The 16877-nt window shown below is 61.8% G+C and carries 16 protein-coding genes; 10 read left to right on the top strand and 6 right to left on the bottom strand.

Features of this window, described 5'->3' with window-relative positions; all coding sequences use genetic code 11:
• Window positions 1-11: 11 nt before the first annotated feature.
• A complete protein-coding gene (locus IFU30_RS16335) occupies window positions 12-935 on the bottom strand; it encodes a ketopantoate reductase family protein (RefSeq protein WP_192006108.1) in 924 nt (307 codons plus the stop codon).
• Window positions 936-1021: 86 nt separating this feature from the next.
• Here IFU30_RS16335 and IFU30_RS16330 point away from each other — a divergent pair, with 86 nt between their 5' ends.
• The 3 genes from IFU30_RS16330 (at window position 1022) to IFU30_RS16320 (ending at window position 2983) form a co-directional block, all read left to right on the top strand.
• Entirely contained in the window at window positions 1022-1570 is a 549-nt protein-coding gene (locus tag IFU30_RS16330; RefSeq protein ID WP_192006106.1) for a TetR/AcrR family transcriptional regulator, read from the top strand.
• Window positions 1571-1751: 181 nt separating this feature from the next.
• Window positions 1752-2279 carry a cytochrome C5 gene (locus IFU30_RS16325; RefSeq protein ID WP_192006104.1) on the top strand — a complete coding sequence of 176 codons (528 nt, stop codon included), beginning with the start codon at window positions 1752-1754 and terminating at the stop codon, window positions 2277-2279.
• 146 nt (window positions 2280-2425) lie between these two features.
• Window positions 2426-2983, top strand: coding sequence for an OsmC family protein (locus IFU30_RS16320; protein ID WP_192006102.1), 558 nt, complete (start codon window positions 2426-2428; stop codon window positions 2981-2983).
• Window positions 2984-3207: 224 nt separating this feature from the next.
• Here the strand turns inward: IFU30_RS16320 and IFU30_RS16315 are convergent, their stop codons facing one another.
• The 4 genes from IFU30_RS16315 to IFU30_RS16300 form a co-directional block, all read right to left on the bottom strand.
• On the bottom strand, window positions 3208-4185 hold the full coding sequence (locus IFU30_RS16315) for a hypothetical protein (protein ID WP_192006101.1): 978 nt from the start codon (window positions 4183-4185) through the stop codon (window positions 3208-3210).
• Window positions 4186-4437: 252 nt separating this feature from the next.
• Window positions 4438-5145 (bottom strand): MmpS family transport accessory protein, encoded by a 708-nt coding sequence (locus IFU30_RS16310; RefSeq protein WP_192006098.1) that lies wholly within the window; start codon window positions 5143-5145, stop codon window positions 4438-4440.
• 143 nt (window positions 5146-5288) lie between these two features.
• Entirely contained in the window at window positions 5289-5711 is a 423-nt protein-coding gene (locus tag IFU30_RS16305) for a nuclear transport factor 2 family protein (protein ID WP_192006096.1), read from the bottom strand.
• Window positions 5702-6508 carry an MBL fold metallo-hydrolase gene (locus IFU30_RS16300; RefSeq protein WP_192006094.1) on the bottom strand — a complete coding sequence of 269 codons (807 nt, stop codon included), beginning with the start codon at window positions 6506-6508 and terminating at the stop codon, window positions 5702-5704. Before IFU30_RS16300 ends, IFU30_RS16305 begins: the two co-directional genes overlap by 10 nt.
• A 164-nt stretch (window positions 6509-6672) precedes the next feature.
• On the opposite strand from IFU30_RS16300, the gene IFU30_RS20745 reads away from it, so the two are divergent.
• From IFU30_RS20745 to IFU30_RS16265, 7 genes are all read left to right on the top strand, one after another.
• The gene (locus IFU30_RS20745; protein ID WP_192006092.1) at window positions 6673-7167 is read left to right on the top strand and encodes a MarR family transcriptional regulator; all 495 of its coding nucleotides are present in this window, start codon (window positions 6673-6675) and stop codon (window positions 7165-7167) included.
• A gap of 82 nt (window positions 7168-7249) precedes the next feature.
• Window positions 7250-7828, top strand: a complete 579-nt coding sequence (locus IFU30_RS16290) for a suppressor of fused domain protein (protein WP_192006090.1) — start codon at window positions 7250-7252, stop codon at window positions 7826-7828.
• Window positions 7829-7867: 39 nt separating this feature from the next.
• The gene (locus IFU30_RS16285; RefSeq protein WP_192006088.1) at window positions 7868-8188 is read left to right on the top strand and encodes a nucleotide pyrophosphohydrolase; all 321 of its coding nucleotides are present in this window, start codon (window positions 7868-7870) and stop codon (window positions 8186-8188) included.
• Between the two features lie 202 nt (window positions 8189-8390).
• A complete protein-coding gene (locus IFU30_RS16280) occupies window positions 8391-9983 on the top strand; it encodes a DNA/RNA helicase domain-containing protein (RefSeq protein ID WP_342450885.1) in 1593 nt (530 codons plus the stop codon).
• 784 nt (window positions 9984-10767) lie between these two features.
• On the top strand, window positions 10768-11952 hold the full coding sequence (locus tag IFU30_RS16275; RefSeq protein ID WP_192006086.1) for a hypothetical protein: 1185 nt from the start codon (window positions 10768-10770) through the stop codon (window positions 11950-11952).
• Window positions 11945-14164: an ATP-binding protein gene (locus tag IFU30_RS16270; protein ID WP_192006084.1), complete on the top strand. Its 2220-nt coding sequence runs from the start codon at window positions 11945-11947 to the stop codon at window positions 14162-14164. Before IFU30_RS16275 ends, IFU30_RS16270 begins: the two co-directional genes overlap by 8 nt.
• A complete protein-coding gene (locus tag IFU30_RS16265) occupies window positions 14164-15348 on the top strand; it encodes a hypothetical protein (RefSeq protein ID WP_192006082.1) in 1185 nt (394 codons plus the stop codon). Before IFU30_RS16270 ends, IFU30_RS16265 begins: the two co-directional genes overlap by 1 nt.
• A 78-nt stretch (window positions 15349-15426) precedes the next feature.
• Here IFU30_RS16265 and IFU30_RS16260 read toward each other — a convergent pair whose 3' ends face one another.
• The gene (locus IFU30_RS16260; protein ID WP_192006080.1) at window positions 15427-16722 is read right to left on the bottom strand and encodes a hypothetical protein; all 1296 of its coding nucleotides are present in this window, start codon (window positions 16720-16722) and stop codon (window positions 15427-15429) included.
• Between the last annotated feature and the right edge of the window lie 155 nt (window positions 16723-16877).

The following is a 16877-nucleotide window of genomic DNA, read 5'->3' as shown; positions in this document are numbered from 1 at the left end:
AGTTCAGGTTGCTAGCGCTCGAGGCGAGGGGTGCTGATGTTCAGGCGGCGCGTCTCTCGCAGTGTGTCTTCGAGGACCGCTGAGGCTTCCGGTGTGTGCGGATCCGTGTGTGCTGCGAGGCTCCGGCTGGCCATCGGAATCAGCCTCGTCGCCCATGCGGAGGCCGTAGCGATCAGGCCAGGCAGCCGAAACGGCAGCGTCGCGTTGCGGTGCAATCGGAGGTCGACGCCTCGAGCCTCAAGAACGGGCAGCAGCTCACGGGTCGTCAGGAAAGCGTCGCGGAATGCTCGCCGGTCGCCCGTCATGTTCGCCAGCGACCCGCTCCGGATCGCCTGATCGAACATGCCGGCGTCGGCGATGAAGTGCAACCACAGCCACCCTCGCATGTCCTTTTCCCGCCGAACGGCGAGGCCAGCTCGCCGGAAGGCGAGGAGGACTTCCTCCTCCCTCCGGTTGGGCGAGACATCCGGCGTACCGATGATGACCGAGGGCAGCATTGCGCCACTCAGCACCCCGTCGTCCCCGAAGCCGCCGCCACTACCAGGGAACCCGAACACGACTTGCTCGGCCGGGAGCGGCGCGACTGCGGTCAGTGGCTCCTCCCAGACATTGCCGAACACCAACACTGTCGCGTCTCCGATGCGGGGAGCCAAGAACGCGGTCGCCGCCGCGAGACGATGGTGCCCGACGCTCAGCACGATCAGGTCGAATCCATCTGCCGGGTCGAGCGCCTCCCGAAACGGCGTCCGGAACGACTCACGAATCCGCCGGCCGAACGGTTTCCGGCGCGCATCGATCCAGTCCAGCTGCACCTCGTCGCCGTACTCCGCGGCGCGCCCCGGACGAACGTAGAACTCGACGTCGTGGCCGGCCGCCTGAAACACCCGACCGTACAGCGTGGCGATCACCCCTCGGCCGAACATCAAGATGCGCAACTGGTGCCTCTTCCGTAAAATGGAGCTTGTCTCCATTTGTGAGTATATATGGAGACGATCTCCAATTGTCAATGAGAGGTGTCGCCATGGCCGAGATCCGAGCGCTGAGAACGGACGCCCGCCGCAATCGGGACGCGATCGTGGCCGCAGCGCGTGATGTGTTCGACCGGGACGAGCAATTGCGCTTCGATGACTTCGCGGCGCGCGCCGGCGTGGGGGTCGGAACCCTCTACAGACACTTCCCTACCCGTGACGCGCTGGCCGCCGCAGTGTACGAGGGCGAGGTCGCCGCACTCTGCGACCAGGCCAACGACCCGTCGCGGTCTCCGGGGGTGAACCTCGACATGTTCCTCCGCGGATTCGTCGAGTACGTGCTCGCCCACACCGGTCTCGCCCGCGCCCTGGCAGCGACGACAGACCCTGCAGTACTGGCCGACGGCGGCATCGCAGTCGAACGTGCCGTCGCCGACCTCCTGGAGCGAGCGGCCGCCGATGGCGCCATCCGCCCCGGCACGCCTGTCGGAGCGGTCATGATCGTGCTCCACGGCATCTCGTCTACGATCGATCGTCCCCTCTGGGCGTCAGAGGCGCGCGCAGCCGTCGAACTCCTGCTCGCCGGACTCCGAGAACACTGATCGCCGCATCGCAGAGGGGGCGAACTTCACCTTTCCAGGCGACTCAACGTGCGCGGGCGTCGCCACCTGTGTTGAGTCGCCCGGAACTGTTCCAATCTCGCCCGCTTTCCGACACATCCGGGCACCTCAGCGCGACGGCACGTTCCGCCTCCGTTCACCCGGTCGCGATAGCCTGGCGCGCATGACTGCATCGCTGACTGCCCTGGCCGAAGAACTCACGCGTCGTGGCCTCATCGCCTCGCCGGAGATCGAGGACACCTTCGTCTACGGGCTCGCCCGCTTCGACGCGATCGACGCCGAGGTCATGCTCAACGTCGACCCCGAGCCCGAGGAGCAGGAGGGCGAGCCGGAGCCGGCGGCGCTCGCCGACTTGGCGCAGCGGGTCCTGTCGACGCCCACGGCGGAGTGGAAGGTGCTGCTCGACCGGGTGGCGTCGGAGATCGAGGAGGCCGTCGAGTCGGACGAGGTCATCGAGACCGCCGATCTCCGTGACGATCTCGTGCTGCGCTCGGTGATCGTCTTCATCGACGCCGTGCTGCTCTCGTTCGACGCGCCGAAGCAGTTCCCCGACAGCTCGGTGCTCGTGCAGCTCGACGCCGATCTCGCGTTCGAGGCTGTCGAGGTCGAGCCCGACGAGGACGACGAAGAGGGTGTCGAGTCGATCAAGTTCTCGACTGTCGAGGAGCTCGTACGCCGCCTCTCGATGTGAGTGTGGTGTGGGAGTGGCGGTATTGACCGCGAGTCGACCCGTCAGTTGCGACGTTCCCGCCTCCTGAGGCCGGTGCCGTCGCCTTCGTGACGAGTTGTGTCATCGGACGCTGGCCAGGAGCCGCCCACACCGCCGACACTGTCCGCATGACTCTCCTCACGAACGACCTGGCCCCCGTCCCCTCCGTCTCCGCAACCGAGCGCGCAGACCGCCTCGCCGCCGCTGGCGCCTCCTGGTCTGAGCGGATCGCTTCCGCGCCATCGAGTGCGGCGCTCACCTACCGCGTCTCCGGCTCCGGCGAGGGCTCGGTCGCGAGTGCGATCACCGCGGGCAAGCATCGCTTTCTCGTCGACGAGCCGGCCGCACTGGCCGGGGACGATGTAGCCGCCAGCCCGGTGGAGTTCGCGCTCGGGGCGCTCATCTCCTGCCAGATCGTCGTCTACCGGCTGTATGCGAGCGCGCTGGGCATCCAGGTCGACGACATCAGTGTCGATGCGGAGGGCGACCTCGACGTGCGCAACCTCTTCGGCATCACTGACGAGGTTCGCGCGGGGTTCTCGACGATCCGGCTGAACATCAGCATCAGCGGCCCCGAGACCGAGGACCGGTACCAGGAGCTGCGCGCCGCGGTCGATGCGCACTGCCCGGTGCTCGACCTGTTCCAGAACCCGACGCCGGTGGAGATCAGCGTCTCGAAGGAATGAGGAACCCTGGGTCCACGCGCTGCATCTACCCTCTCGAGTCGCTCTTCGGCGCTCCGGCGGGACCACGAGGCCGCTGCGGCTATGGAAGCCCAGTCGTATCCCCTCATGCTCGCGTGGAGGCCGGCCGCCCCGAGCTCTGTCATCGCTGCGACAGGAGCGTTCAAGTGGTCGGCCAGGGGTTCCTCAGTCCGCGGTGCGCCATCGCATAGCAAGCCGCCGACGAATCAGGCCCCGACACCACCCGGGTTGATTTGAACCCACGCCGCCACGATGCCGACGATAGACAAGAGAAGCGACGGCACTATTCGTCCTAAGATCGCCGCGCCGTCTGCTCGTTCAAAGCGCAGCGCCCTTTTTGCCTTTTTCTTCTTTTTGATCTTGCCGGCCAGTGCTGCGAGGTACCGCCACCAATCAACCATCGTCACCGCGAGGAAGCACGCAAGCGCGAGTGAGGCGATTGCCGCAAGGAACAGCTGCAGGGCCGCCCGGATACCTGCCCCGCCGATCGCATCAAGGACCACAGTGCCCCACTGGCTCGGAACTGCGGTATCCGTGGCTACCGCGACTGCGTCGCGAAGGGATGCGAGCGTCCAACCGTCGATAACCGCGGTGTTGATCCCTAGCCAGATGGCGACGAAGGCGGCAGCGGCAAGAGCGGCCTGGATCGCGACCAGGGTTGCGCCCGGGCTCCACACCTGTCGGGCGACCGACCAGCCAGTCGTGCCGAGGAAGCTACCGAAGGCGACCCCAAAGATGATTGATGCCCCGAGAAAGGCGTAGTCGTTCCAGCGGACGAAGAAGAGTGAGGCCGCCGCAGCAACTAGCAGTGTGATGGCCGGTGCAACCCACCAGTTCTCGTCCGAAGCCTGCGCTGTCCCCCCGTTGGATGTGTGATTGGTGACGTTGGTCGTCGACGTGACCTTCGTGGTCTTCTTCTTGACATTCTTGGTGTTCTTAATCTCAGCGCGGACATCGCCGTCGCGTACGTTGCCGACAGCGATCGAGCCAGTCGTCGCAGTCGCCGCTGTGCCATTTGTCGGAGTCGGGCCATTTGCCGATAGGGCAGCGGTCGGTGCCGTCGGTCCGGAGCGGCGTTGGCGAATGAAGGCGGCAAGCCACACGAGCCCTCCTGAGACCAGCGTTGCAACGACTCCGCTCAGAATGCCGGCACCGGTAGTCGCCCAAAAAGCCTCTGATGTCATGTCCCAGTCCCCGGTGGTGGAACTGCGCGCTAAGCATGTCGTCAAGCCCGCAGCTGTCGATTAAGTGAGTTGTTTGCCTAATTTTGGCTTGACGGAGATCCTAACGCACTGTCATCGCGTCGGGCGGCGGGTCGTGGGTCGCCCTTGAGGAGCGGGGGTTCGCCGCGAAGGGAGAGCAGTGGTTATGTCGGGAACGAGGCAGGCGAGCTTTGACGCGGTGAACTGAGGCGGAATGTGTGACTGTCCGACGCCCTACTTGTTCTCCGTCACCCCGTCGGCACCCGACGCGGAGCACGAGACCGTCGCGTACGCGCCCGTCGACGTCTGCTCGGCGACGACGTCGCCGTCGACGGTGATCTTGCAGCTCACGGACCCGGTGTCCTCCGCGCCGTTCTGCGCCTGGAGGGAGTAGGAGGCGAAGTCGTACTGCTCGCCGGCCTTGACGGTCAGCTCTTTGATGAAGGGGAGTGCCTGACCGGAGGACTGCTCGGTGCTGCTGCTGCCGGCCGAGTACGTGGAGTAGGTGATGGAGGCGTCGGTGGCGGTGCCGTTGACCTCGTAGACGACGGAGATCTCCTTGTTGGCTGCCTCGGAGGACTTCGCTTCGGCGGTCTTCACGGCGTCGCCGATGAGCCCGGCGAACCCGGCCGTGTACGTGATCGCGAGGATGATGCTCAGGACGATCGCGATGGCCGAGACGATCGTGCCGGCGACAGCGAAGCCCTTCTTCCGGTTCTTCAGACACAGCGCGATGATGCCAAGGACGAGGCCGACCAGACCGACGAACCCGGCGACGTAGTTCAAGATCGGGATGAACGCACCGATGAGCGCGAACCCACCGACGATGAGGGCGGCGATGCCGAGTCCGTTGCCGCGCTTGCCGGTCTTCACCGGAGCCGGGCCGGGCACCGGCAGCGGGTAGGGCTGGTTCTGGGCGGGCGGCTGGTTTGAAGTGGACATGCGCGTGGTGCCTCTCTGCTGCGTTGGTTCCACCGTACCGAGGTCGACGCTCTGGATCACTGCCGTCTTCTGTTCGTGGTCCAAGCCGATAGCGAAGGGGCGGGGCGTGTCAGCCCCGCCCCTTCGCTTGATGACGCCGGTCGCTACCGGCTCGCGTCGCGGACGAGCGCCGTGTCGACGAACTGCTCGAAGCGCACGATGAGCCCGCCGCGGACGGCGAAGTGGTGGGCCACCCGGGCGCTGAGTTCTTTGCCCGTGCCGCGGTGCGTCGCCGTGTACCGCGCGAGCACCACGACGTTCTCGCCGTCGACCACGTAGGTGTCGTCGTGCGCGGTCCAGTCGGCCCAGTCCGCACCGAGTCGTTCCATCACGTTGCTCGTGACGCCCTCCGGCGTCCGGTACGTGCCGGCGAGGGGGAAGCCGGCCATCTCGGTCCACTCGACGTCGGGGGCGAGGGTCGAGCGCAGTGCGTCGAGGTCGCCGGCGGCGGACGCGAGGTACTGGCTCCGCACGACGTCCCGAGGTGCCGAGGACGGCTCGGTCGTCGTGGTCTCGTTCAGCCCCATGTCATCTCACCCTTCGCGACCTTCGGCCCGATCTGGGCGGCGATGAGCATGCCCGAGGACGGGTACTGCTCGACGAGCGCCTGCGTCGCGGCAGCACCATCGGCGGACGCTGCGACGATCGTCTCGAACGCCTGCAGGTACGAGCGCGTGTAGTCGATGGCGGTCGCGTCGTTCGCGGTGTCGGGGAGGCGATGGCCGGCGATCACGAGCTGCGGGTCGAGGGCCTGCATCTCGTCGAGGAGCTCGATCCAGGCTGCGCGGAGTTCCGGCGTCGCCGTGTCTGCGGTCCACACGTGCTCCTGCTGGAAGAGGAGGACGCCACCGAGGATGGCGCGGTGCTCCGCGTTCCAGAGGTACTGGCGGTCCGGGAGGGCGGCTGAAGCGCCCTTGAGCTCGAGGCGCTGGCTGTCGACGACGAGTGCGTCGCCGCTGAGCGGGGTGAGGGGGACGAGTCGCGTGGGCAGGTTCGCGCCGAGCGAGGCCCAGGCGGTCAGTTTGCCGTCGAACGACGCGTTGATGTGCTCGATGACGATGGGGGTGGCGACGAGTGCTGCGTCAGGGAAGGCGTCTGCGACGACTTCGAGGCCGAAGTAGAAGTCGGGGTCGGCGTGGCTGACGAACACCGTGGTGAGCGTCTTGCCGGAGTCGAGGATGGCCGCGACGAGGCGGTGGCCGTCGGCACGGGTGAAGCCGGCGTCGACGAGGAGCGCCTCGGTTTCGCCGGTCACGAGGACGGCGGACTTGTTCTTCGAACCGGCGGGGAAGTCGAGGTCGAAGACGTCGAAGTTGAGCGTCATGGTGGTGGATCCTTCGGTTGGACGAGGCTCGGTGCGCCCGAGTCGATGCTGCGGTGCGTCGTACATGAAGGTGCAACAAAAGCTGACTCGTCAGCTATTCCCGATCCTTGGACATAGATCTCCCGACCGATCGGCGGCCTGTCCCCGGCGTCTACTGTGGAGACGTGACGACTGAGAACGAGTTCGCTTCGGCGAAGGAGGCGGCGAGTGATGCGCGCATCCTGGCGTTCGGTCGTCTACTGGGCGCGGCGAACGGGCTCGAGTATCTGCTCGGCAAGGAGCTCGAGGAGCAGACCGGCCTCAGCCATTCGCTGTTCGAACTGTTGCTGATCGTCGGTCGTGCCGGCGCTGGCGGGCTGTCGGTGCGGGACATCGCACAGGCGAAGGTCGTGACGTCCGGTGGGGCGACGCGGCTCGTGCATCGCGCCGTCGAGCAGGGGCTGGTGAGTCGCCGGGCATCTGTCGAGGATGGCCGGGTTCAGCTCATCGAGTTGACGGCGGAGGGTGAGCGGGCGGTCGTCGAGGCTGCTGGTCTGCATGCGCGGAACATCGAGCGCCTGATGCTGTCCGTCCTGCCGGCTGAGAACCGCGCGGTCTTCGAGGAGTCGGTGAAGACGTTGAGCAAGCACGCCTCGGGGGCACTGCCGGTGATGCCGTAGGGCGCGTCGGCTCGTGTTCGACCCGTCGGTTTCGGTGCCTGCCCTCTGGCTCGCCGAGCACCCGCTTGGTTAGGCTCGCCGCATGAGCAACGATGTCCCTCTCGTCCCGGGCGAAGACGCCTTCCCGCTCCACATCTTCGACGCCCTCGGTTTGGACCCGGTGGTGTTCAAGGACCGCATCGGTGGGTCGGTGATGGTGATCGAGAAGCGTCCCGAGAACGGGCCGGTGACCATCCTCACCTCAGGGGTGTCACGGCTCGCGACCGACTCCGGCGAGAGGATCGAGCTCGCGGTGGAGGTCGTCGACGGTCAGCAGGGTGCCGCGATGGTCGCGCTGCGCATCGTGATCAACGAGATCGCGACCAACCGCCGGGTACCACCGGTGCTCGCGCCGTGGCGTAACGGGACGCCGTTCCTCAACGGGACGGCGATCTCGGCGCTCCTGGTGACCCCTTCGCGCTGGGGAGCGTCGTTCGACGAGATCCGGAACGAGGCCGGCCAGGTGGTCGGGCACGTGCGGACGCTGCGGCTGCTCACGGACGGCGAGGCCGCGGTCGCGGGGGAGCGTGGTTGGGATGCACTCGTTGCCGAGGTGGGGTCGGTGGATGCGTTGTTGGATGTTGAGCGAGCGGAGCAGTTCGGCAATCCGGGCGTGCAATAGCTCACCGCTCGCATCGATTGCCGCTGGTAGATTGACCGAATGGCGGACCCTTCACTGCGCGACGAGCTCGCCGACTTCGTGGCCGAACGTGATTGGGCACAGTTCCACACGCCGGAGAACCTTGCGAAGAGCATCTCCATCGAGGCAGCCGAGCTCCTCGAGTGCTTCCAGTGGGGACCGGATGCCGACACCGGTCGCGTGCGCGACGAATTGGCTGATGTCCTCACCTACTGCTTGTTGTTGACGGATCGGCTCGGTCTCGATGCTGAGACCATTGTCCGCGACAAGCTCGCACGGACGCGGGAGAAGTACCCGGTGGAGAAAGCGCGGGGGCGGTCTGCGAAGTATGACGAACTTTGAGATCAAGAGTCTCGACTTCACATCTACCGAGGTAAAGCTCTGGGCGGCGGGCGATCGGCGGTTCAGCGATTGGCCTGTCGTGTATCTGTTGGATGGGCCGATCGGATCCTCCAAGGTTCCTTCGGCCTCGCGACGGAGGCGGGTCGGAGTCGCCGCCGAGCGTGATGTCTATGTCGGTGAGTCGCTCAACGTCGCTGCGCGTATGCGTCAGCACCTCGAGTCCACAGCGAAGGAACATCTCACCGGCCTTCGGGTGATCGTGGATGAGACCTTCAACAAGTCGGTCTGTCTCGATCTCGAATCCTTCCTGATCCGCATGCTCGCCGGGGACGGCGCCTACCAGGTGCTCAATCGCAACGACGGCATCGTCGACGCCAACTATTTCGATCGCGACCGCTACCGCGAGTCCTTCGAGGACGTCTTCGATCGACTCAGGGCGGATGGTGTCTTCACCCGATCCCTTCCCGAGATCGAGAACAGCGACCTCTTCAAGCTGTCGCCATTCAAAGCGCTCACACCTGATCAGACCATCGCCGTCGAAGGCGTGCTCGAGGGGCTCTTCGAAGACCTCACCCGGTCGCAACGAAGTACGACCGTCGTTCAGGGCGATCCCGGAACCGGCAAGACGGTCGTCGCTATCTACCTGCTGAAACTGATTGCTGACATCCGAGGCTCAGCTGCCCTCGACGAACCTGACGATGACACGCTCTTCTCGTCGTTCTTCACCGAGCGTCACCGTGAGCTGCTGCAGGGTTTCAAGGTCGGGATCGTCGTCCCGCAGCAGTCATTGCGCGCTTCGATCAAGCAGGTGTTCCGCAAGACGCCGGGCCTGCACCCGGACATGGTGATGACCGCGTTCGATGTCGGGGCATCCGACGAGGAATTCGATCTCCTCGTCGTCGATGAGGCGCACCGGCTCAATCGGCGTGCGAACCAACCATCCGCGGCACAGAACAAACAGTTCCGCGAAATCACGACCACATTGTTCGGCGCGGACGACAAGTCGAAGACGCAGCTCGACTGGATCATCGCGAAAAGCGCGCACCAGATCTTCCTGCTCGACGCCGGACAGAGTGTCCGTCCCGCGGACGTTCCCGCTGAGGACCTGCACCAGCTGGTCGCCAGAGCGCAGTCTGCTGATCGATACGCCGGCCTCGCCTCGCAGATGCGCGTGCGCGCGGGGTCGGGTTACGTGGACTACGTCCGGAACATCCTCGGAAACCAGGTGGAGATCGAGCTGGCGCCGGACTTCGGCGAGTACGACCTCAGGTTGTTCGACGACCTCGCTGAGATGCGGGAGGAGATCCGCAAGCGGGACGCCGAGTTCGGGCTCGCGCGAATGGTCGCGGGCTACGCATGGGAGTGGAAGACGAAGAACGACAAGGAGGCGTTCGACATCGTGATCGGTGACGTCTCCATGCGCTGGAACGGAACGCAGACCGACTGGATCGCGTCATCGAAGGCCCTCGAGGAAGTCGGCTCGATCCACACCGTTCAGGGATACGACCTGAACTACGCAGGAGTGATCATCGGACCAGACCTGCGGTACGACGCTGAGACGAACCGCATCGTCTTCCACCGAGAGTCCTACTTCGACAAGAAGGGCAAGGAGAACAACCCGGCTCTCGGCCTGACCTACTCAGACGACGATCTCCTGCGCTACGTCACGAACATCTACACGGTGTTGCTCACGCGCGGCATCCGGGGGACGTATGTGTATGCAAGCGATCCGAGCATTCGACATTACCTACGTCGACGGATGAGCTCGCACCGCCAGTTCAGACCAGAACAGTGACCCGAGTTTCGCCTAGTCGTGAGCTTTAGAAATTGAGTACTTAGGGCGAGTCTTCTACTTAGGGGGAAATAAAGAACTTCTTGCTGTCACTAGAGCTCTACTCTGTGAATTGATGCCAGCAGGGCGAGCGGGAATGACATGTCAGCGAAGTGCGAGTGCGTGTATCGATTCCACCGCGTGGGATGCATCGGCCTTTCGCTGACAGTCCAGGTAGAGATTTTCCGAGCACGTATTTCCGTGAACAACCAGTTCAGCTGTTCTCGAAAATGGGCTCGGGCCACGCCCGACGGCTCTTGCACCCCGTAGGCGAGGAGTACAGCGTCGCAGGAGAGGAGTGCTGCCGACAAGGGTGGTCGCGCTGCCAGCCAGCCCGCAGGATTGGAGCCTTCTTCAGAGATGCCGCCACTGCGATAAGTCGGAATAGCGAAGAGGTTGGCAGTTGAGACCCTGCGAACGGACAGCAGCGAGGCCAGTACGGACACTCGAGCGCGCGTCCGATCACCTGAGGTGGTGAGCGGTGGATTCGATAGGACCACAAGCAGGTCAGCATGCTTGCCTGGGCGGCCTGGTCGGGGGGGCCGAGACTCGGCGGGAAAGAGCACACTCAAACCTATAGGACCACTCAGGTCCGCCGAACGGCGCCCCCGGGCGTCCGACGCACGGCAGGGCCATCCAGTGGGACCGCGTCGCAGGTGCCATCTGTGGCCTTCAAGAGGCAATATGCGGACATGAGCGGGAGAACCAGGGTAGGTTGATGCACTGAACCGTAGTGACAGGGGTAGCTGTGAGCGCACGAAGTATTCATCCGTTTCCGGCTCGTATGGCTCCGGACATAGCTCTGGACGCCATCCCAGAGAATTCGGGTGGTCGACAACTGGTGGTGATTGATCCGATGTGCGGCTCGGGGACGGTACTGGCGGCCGCAGCCCAGCGCGGCCAACATGCGCTCGGCATCGACATCGATCCGCTGGCCGTGATGATGTCAACAGTCGCGACGGCACGGGCGGACTTCGCTACTTTAGGTGGCATCGCGGCTGACATAGCTAAATCTGCCAAGTCCAAGCATGCCTCCCCGCCCTGGTCCGACGAGGAGACTGATAGGTTTGCCGACTATTGGTTCGGAGCCTCGCAGCGACACCAGCTCATAAAACTAGCGGCCTGCATAGCTGAGATACCCGATGACATTCAACGGACGACACTCATGGTTGCGCTGAGTCGGACAATAGTAACTAAGTCACCCCAGGCTTCACTTGCAGCGGATGCGGCCCACAGCAGACCTCACCGAGTTATCAGCGACTCGGATTTCGATGTCTTCGACGGATTCGAAAAGTCCGCAAGAAATCTGTCTCGGCTCCTGGGTCTTCGCCAACACAGCGGAACTGCGACGGTAAGGCTGGGGGATTCACGAACCCTTGGAGGTATCGAGGATGGGTCTGCTGACATGGCCGTCACTTCGCCTCCCTACTTGAACGCGTTGGACTATCTGCGAGGACACAAACTAGCCCTAATATGGTTCGGGTATTCGATACCGACTCTGAGAGAAATACGAAGAGACAGTATCGGTGCCGAACGAGGGCTTGACACCCTGCCGGATTCTCGTGCGACCGAGCTGTGCGCAATGATAGAGCAATCGGTCACCGAGCCTGATGTACTACCTAAACGAACCTTGTTGCGCTTCGCCCACGATATGGTTCAGTTTTCGGACCAGCTGCGTCGAGTTTTGCGGAAAGATGGTACCGCGATCGTAGTGGTGGGAAATTCCACTCTGAAGGGTAACTACATTCGCAACGATCTGATCACTCAGCGAGCGCTTGAAAGCTCCGGTTTCCAGCTCGTTACTCGTAGTGAGCGTGAAATTCCCCCGCAGAACAGATACATGGCGACGAAGTCCAGCGATGCTTCTTCGGCTGTATCGAAACGGATGCGATTCGAAGTGGTTCTAAACATGCGGGGAGAATCTAGTGAATGAACTTGTAGGCTTTAGGCCTCATGCGCGGCTTCTCACAATGCTTGGCGAGCAGCTCATTAAGAACGACCGGATAGCGCTAGTCGAACTTGTGAAGAATTCCTATGACGCAGACGCGACAGTAGTAGAAGTCGATTTTCAAGGCTTCGAACCTGACGGGTCAGCGAACGGAACTTCGAGCATTGTAATCACTGACAACGGTGTGGGGATGACGGAACAGGTAGTACGGGGAGCCTGGATGAATCCTGCTACACCGTCGAAGCAAATCCGTAAGCGCACCGAAGGCACGACCGAACTCGGGCGTGTCATGCAAGGCGAGAAGGGTATCGGACGGTTTGCCTCCTTCAAGCTGGGAAGCATCGTTCTTGTGACAAGTCGGGCTATTGGCGAGTCGGAAGAAGTTAGCCTACTCGTCGATTTGACCAGCCTGGACGAAGGGCCGGACCACAGCGGCGCTGGCGTCGCTTACTTGGATGAACTCGCAGGCAGTCTCGACGTCGAAAAGCCTCGCGTTTTCACGGGGGACCGTGTCGGCAGCAAGGCTTCTGGACACGGCACACGGATCGAGATCTCGGCGTTGCGATCGAACTGGGGTACGCGGGACTTCGAGGAAGCATTCGCCGACATGGAGCGGATGCAGCCACTCATGTGGGCGCCAGGGGAAGACTCGCCCGTCCCGCACCAGCAGAGGAAACTGGAGACGTCCAACGAGTTTGAAGTCCGATTCCTCGTGGACGGCGTGGATCAGCAACTGACTGGCAAACGCGCGCTCGACCTCTCAAATTTGTTCGAACGCGCCGTGCTGCGCGTCACGGAGGGAAGATTCGACCAGACGGACCGTGTCTTCCATTTCAATGTGAACGACCGCAGAGTTGAACTGCCCATTGACTCGGGAGAAGTTCGCGGCCTCCGGCCCTTCAGGGATCGATTCGCAGATAGCGGCGAGTCGCCGAGCATAAGCTGCGGATCCTTCAATTTTGAGTTTTATGTGTTCGATTTCTCCTCTGCGGCTCCCGGCCCACATCAATTGGACCGTGAGGACAAGAGCGTCTTGAAAGGTCACCGTATTTATCTCTATCGAGATGGTATACGCGTGTACCCCTATGGAGACCCCGAAGATGACTGGCTTCAGATTGATAGAATTCGCGGAACCCAATCAGCAAGGTCGATGTTCAGCAATGATCAGACGGTCGGGTATGTAACAATCACTCAGTCAGCCAACCCGAATCTTCAGGACAAGACGAACCGTGAGGGCTTGATCGACGCCGGTAGAGCCAGCGGTGACCTCGTGGCACTAATTCAGACGGTGCTAGCTTTTCTCCGGGCAAAGCCGTACGAGCAGTATGCGGCGGCGAACCGCCGATTGCGAGAGCGGGCGCTCAGGGGAACTCATCTTGTAGATCGCGACCTTGCGGAGCTCATGGAGGAGCGGGCGCTGCCGAGCACGGTGCGGCGGGGTCTTACGCGTATTGGTGAAGCCATCGCTTCGGAGAGGGAGCTTTCGAAGCTTCAACTCGAACGAACTCAAGACCTTGCGGGTGTTGGGCTCTCCGTCGAGTCTGCCTCTCACGATCTGATAGCCGCCGGCACCGAGTCGCTACGTCTGGCGCGACGGATCCTTCGTCAACTTCGCGAACTTGGTCTCGGAGGAGACGCCGTATACGCCGAAATGGGAAGCCTGGTCCAGCGGCTAGAGTTTGTGGACTCTAGATTCCAGGACGTGCAAGGGCTGTTCGTTTCCACGAGACAGAAGCGAGCTTCACTTGATGTATTTATGTACATCCGTCGCGTGCGATCAATGTATTCAGCTCTTCATCGAGATCAAAACATTACGTTTGAAATCGACGATAGTAGCGCATTCCGCGCGACTTCAACCGAGGCAGCCGTATTGCAGTGTTTCATAAATCTTGTTGACAATGCGACATATTGGCTCATGCATGCCAGTGCTGGTTCTCGGATCATTCGGGTGTTCGCCAGTTCGGCGAACACTATACAAGTCTCTGACAGTGGACCGGGTATCTCGCCGTCGGATGAAGACTATATATTTGAGCCCTTTTACTCCGGAAAGGGAGATAATGGTAAGGGTCTGGGCCTTTACATCGCACGGGAAGTCGGGTTGCGCAACGGCTTTTCAGTAGACGTATCGGATGAAAAGAGCTCGCGGTCGTTGGCGGGGGCCAACTTCTCCATTGTTTTCGAGAGTACGGGGGAATAGTGTCTATACTGAATGGTCCGGTCGCGTTCATTGACGATGAGGTCAATCTTCCTGACAAGGCTGCGTATCGCATGAAAGTTGCCTTAGCGGCCCATGGCCGCCCCGTTGCGGCCTTCGATTCGATACCAGATGTCTCCTATATCGAGCATTGGCGGTCGCTGTCTTTCTTGGTACTTGATTGGGATCTCAGTCCGGGCTCGTTCGGGGGTCTAGGTGGATCCACGCTCGGTGCATATGCGCGCACGTCCCTCTTCGATTTCTTGGCTGAGTTCATGAGTGAGGTTTTCTGTCCCGTCTTCATAGTGAGTGCGGAGGATACCGACGATATTGAACGACAGCTTCGCGAAAACCTTCGCTTCGGCCCGTCTGGTGGTCTTGACACGCGGATCCGTGTTTTTGGTAAGTCGGCGGTGGTTGATGATTTGTTGAATCACTTGGAATCTTGGGTCGACTCGAATCTTGCACTTTCTGTTCTCAAGGTTTGGGAACAGCAGTATGAGATTGCGATTAATCGCCTCTTTACTGACTTCAATGAGTTGGACTCAAATTGGCCGACTTATGTGTGGCGCAACGCGCTTCAGGATCACGTGGAGCCCTCGTTCGAGTTGGCTGCAACACTGACGGCCAACTTGCTGCATCGGATCGACGTCATGAAATTTGATGCGGAGTCGATTGGAGGCGACCTCGAGACGGGTTTGTCGACATCGTCGATGCGTCGGGTATTCAACGGTCGAACTGTCATTCCCCAATCTAGACTGCATGCCGATGTCATCATGCCGGGCGACCTATTCTCTGATGCCGATAACGTCGACGTTGTTTGGCTAAATCTGACACCCGCATGTCAGACTGTTGTGGGTCGGTCAGGAGAAGATGTGATAACTCGCCTTTATGCCGTCCCTGGAACTCGTCTGGAGCCGCCACAGAGTAAGAACAAGTTCTCCGATATGACCAGGGAATCACCGAATAGCATCGTCTTCCATGCGCTGCACGAGGATAGTGCTTATCGCTTCGACTTGAAGTCGGCGGCATTCTTGACATGGAGCGAGGTGTCCGATCGGAGAGTGGGGCGGCTGCTGGCACCCTACATTACGCGGGCGCAGCAACTGAACTCACTGTTCATGCAAATTGAAGGGGTCCCAAGGGCGACGTTTGAGTTGCTATATAAGGAGGACCAGCAGGAGTAGCTGCATCTTTGCGCAAACTGGTCGGTCTGCGGTGGGATCACTCATAGTGTTTGCGATTGCTCCTGTTATTTTCGGGAATTATGTCGCCTTATCGGAGCTAGGGGTGGGCCCACCGGGTTCGAGCACGCGTTGCGGTATCTGCTCATTTTCGCCGCGCTGAAGAGTGGCGTGATCTTGCTTCATCTCCTCGCTTGTGTCCGTTATCCCTGGTCCGTCCTGCGCATTTGCCGTGTCAGGTTTCTTTGATATACCGTTCGCGAAGCGCGCCCCGTCCTGGGCGGCACTTTCTGAGTAGATGACATCAAACCGACCGTTGCGCGGCATGATGACCACTATGTCCAGTGTTCCCATGAGCTGTAGGAGTTCTCCGTCGGGACGACCCGGCAAGAGGACGACTGGGCTGACAGAGAGGCCGGCCCTGCGCGCGATGTGCGCGTAGTCGAGCACTTGACCTATCGCGGTCCTCACGTATGCGCGGCCGGAAGACTTCTTTGCCTCGACGATCCAGCCATTCGACTCGACGTAGAGGTCAGGCTCGATCGTGGACGATTCCGTGGGAAGCCTAAGCCGTTTGATTACGTGTCCTTGACTCTTGAGCCAACGACCGAAGTCGGCCTGCAGCTCGAATTCAACCCGCGAAACCACTCGTTCTCCGGTGGTGACCAGCTCATCTTGGGCGACGACGGTGTCGGAGTGCCTTGGCTCCGTCCAATCGGTGATCATGGGACTTGCCGAGCGCTCACCGCCATACGGAGGGAGGAGCGTGGTGTCGGCATCGATGGGCACGAGGTTGAAGATGATTCCCAGCCGCTGAGCGCCCTTCGCGTCGGGGATGCTTTCTGTTCGATAGACGGGCTCACCCGTTGTGAACGCGCCGACGTAGGTTGCCATCGTCCCGCTCGTCCGAAACAAACGGATTGTCTTGCCATCGGCAGCTGCATCACGCAGAGCTTTGTTCCCGCGGAGAAACTCGTGGTGGCCTTCTTGCCCCTCGCCCGTGTACGAATAGGAGCCGTCCTCCCGGAGCCCCTCGAACCGGTCGTAGCCGAACTTCGCGCCCTCCTTTGGGTCGGTGAAGATCAGAATGGCGGGGATGCTCTTCGGAGTCGAGATTCCGCCCTGCTGCTGACCACGAAAGGCATCATGGATCTCGCGGCGACGGACAATGTCGCCAATCTCGAGCGTCCACTGACGTTCCTTGCTGGCCTCGCTTGCGGGAAAATGTGAACGCACTGCGTCCGCTTGCTCCTCGCTGAGCTCCCAGCGCGTCGTCCCGGTTGGAAGCGTGCCGTACAGCTCCCGGAGGGCGTTGCGAATGCGTTTCTGATCCACCTGGAGCTCGAGGGAGAGGCTTGCAGGTGTGATGAGCGGCATGAGCCGACACTAGCGGCCAGGTGTTGCTTATCGGGTGAATGGCCAACTCTTGTAGGGCAAGTGACCGTCAGTTGCGATGGGTCGGGAAGCTCGCGAGGCAGTGGTGTCACCAGTGTTCGTTAGGGTTCGTACAGGCGCGCCCGGCAGACTTCCTG

This window comes from Plantibacter sp. CFBP 8798, from assembly GCF_014841195.1.
Lineage (GTDB): Bacteria > Actinomycetota > Actinomycetes > Actinomycetales > Microbacteriaceae > Plantibacter > Plantibacter auratus.
This window is presented reverse-complemented; position numbering and strand designations above follow the sequence as displayed.

Coding starts and splice junctions, on each gene's coding strand:
- IFU30_RS16325 (WP_192006104.1), top strand. CDS start 1,752: ATGACTGCATCGCTGACTGCCCTGGCCGAAGAACTCACGCGTCGTGGC.
- IFU30_RS16260 (WP_192006080.1), bottom strand. CDS start 16,722: ATGCCGCTCATCACACCTGCAAGCCTCTCCCTCGAGCTCCAGGTGGAT.
- IFU30_RS16315 (WP_192006101.1), bottom strand. CDS start 4,185: ATGACATCAGAGGCTTTTTGGGCGACTACCGGTGCCGGCATTCTGAGC.
- IFU30_RS16300 (WP_192006094.1), bottom strand. CDS start 6,508: ATGACGCTCAACTTCGACGTCTTCGACCTCGACTTCCCCGCCGGTTCG.
- IFU30_RS16305 (WP_192006096.1), bottom strand. CDS start 5,711: ATGGGGCTGAACGAGACCACGACGACCGAGCCGTCCTCGGCACCTCGG.
- IFU30_RS16290 (WP_192006090.1), top strand. CDS start 7,250: ATGAGCAACGATGTCCCTCTCGTCCCGGGCGAAGACGCCTTCCCGCTC.
- IFU30_RS16310 (WP_192006098.1), bottom strand. CDS start 5,145: ATGTCCACTTCAAACCAGCCGCCCGCCCAGAACCAGCCCTACCCGCTG.
- IFU30_RS16280 (WP_342450885.1), top strand. CDS start 8,391: ATGCGTCAGCACCTCGAGTCCACAGCGAAGGAACATCTCACCGGCCTT.
- IFU30_RS16330 (WP_192006106.1), top strand. CDS start 1,022: ATGGCCGAGATCCGAGCGCTGAGAACGGACGCCCGCCGCAATCGGGAC.
- IFU30_RS16320 (WP_192006102.1), top strand. CDS start 2,426: ATGACTCTCCTCACGAACGACCTGGCCCCCGTCCCCTCCGTCTCCGCA.
- IFU30_RS16285 (WP_192006088.1), top strand. CDS start 7,868: ATGGCGGACCCTTCACTGCGCGACGAGCTCGCCGACTTCGTGGCCGAA.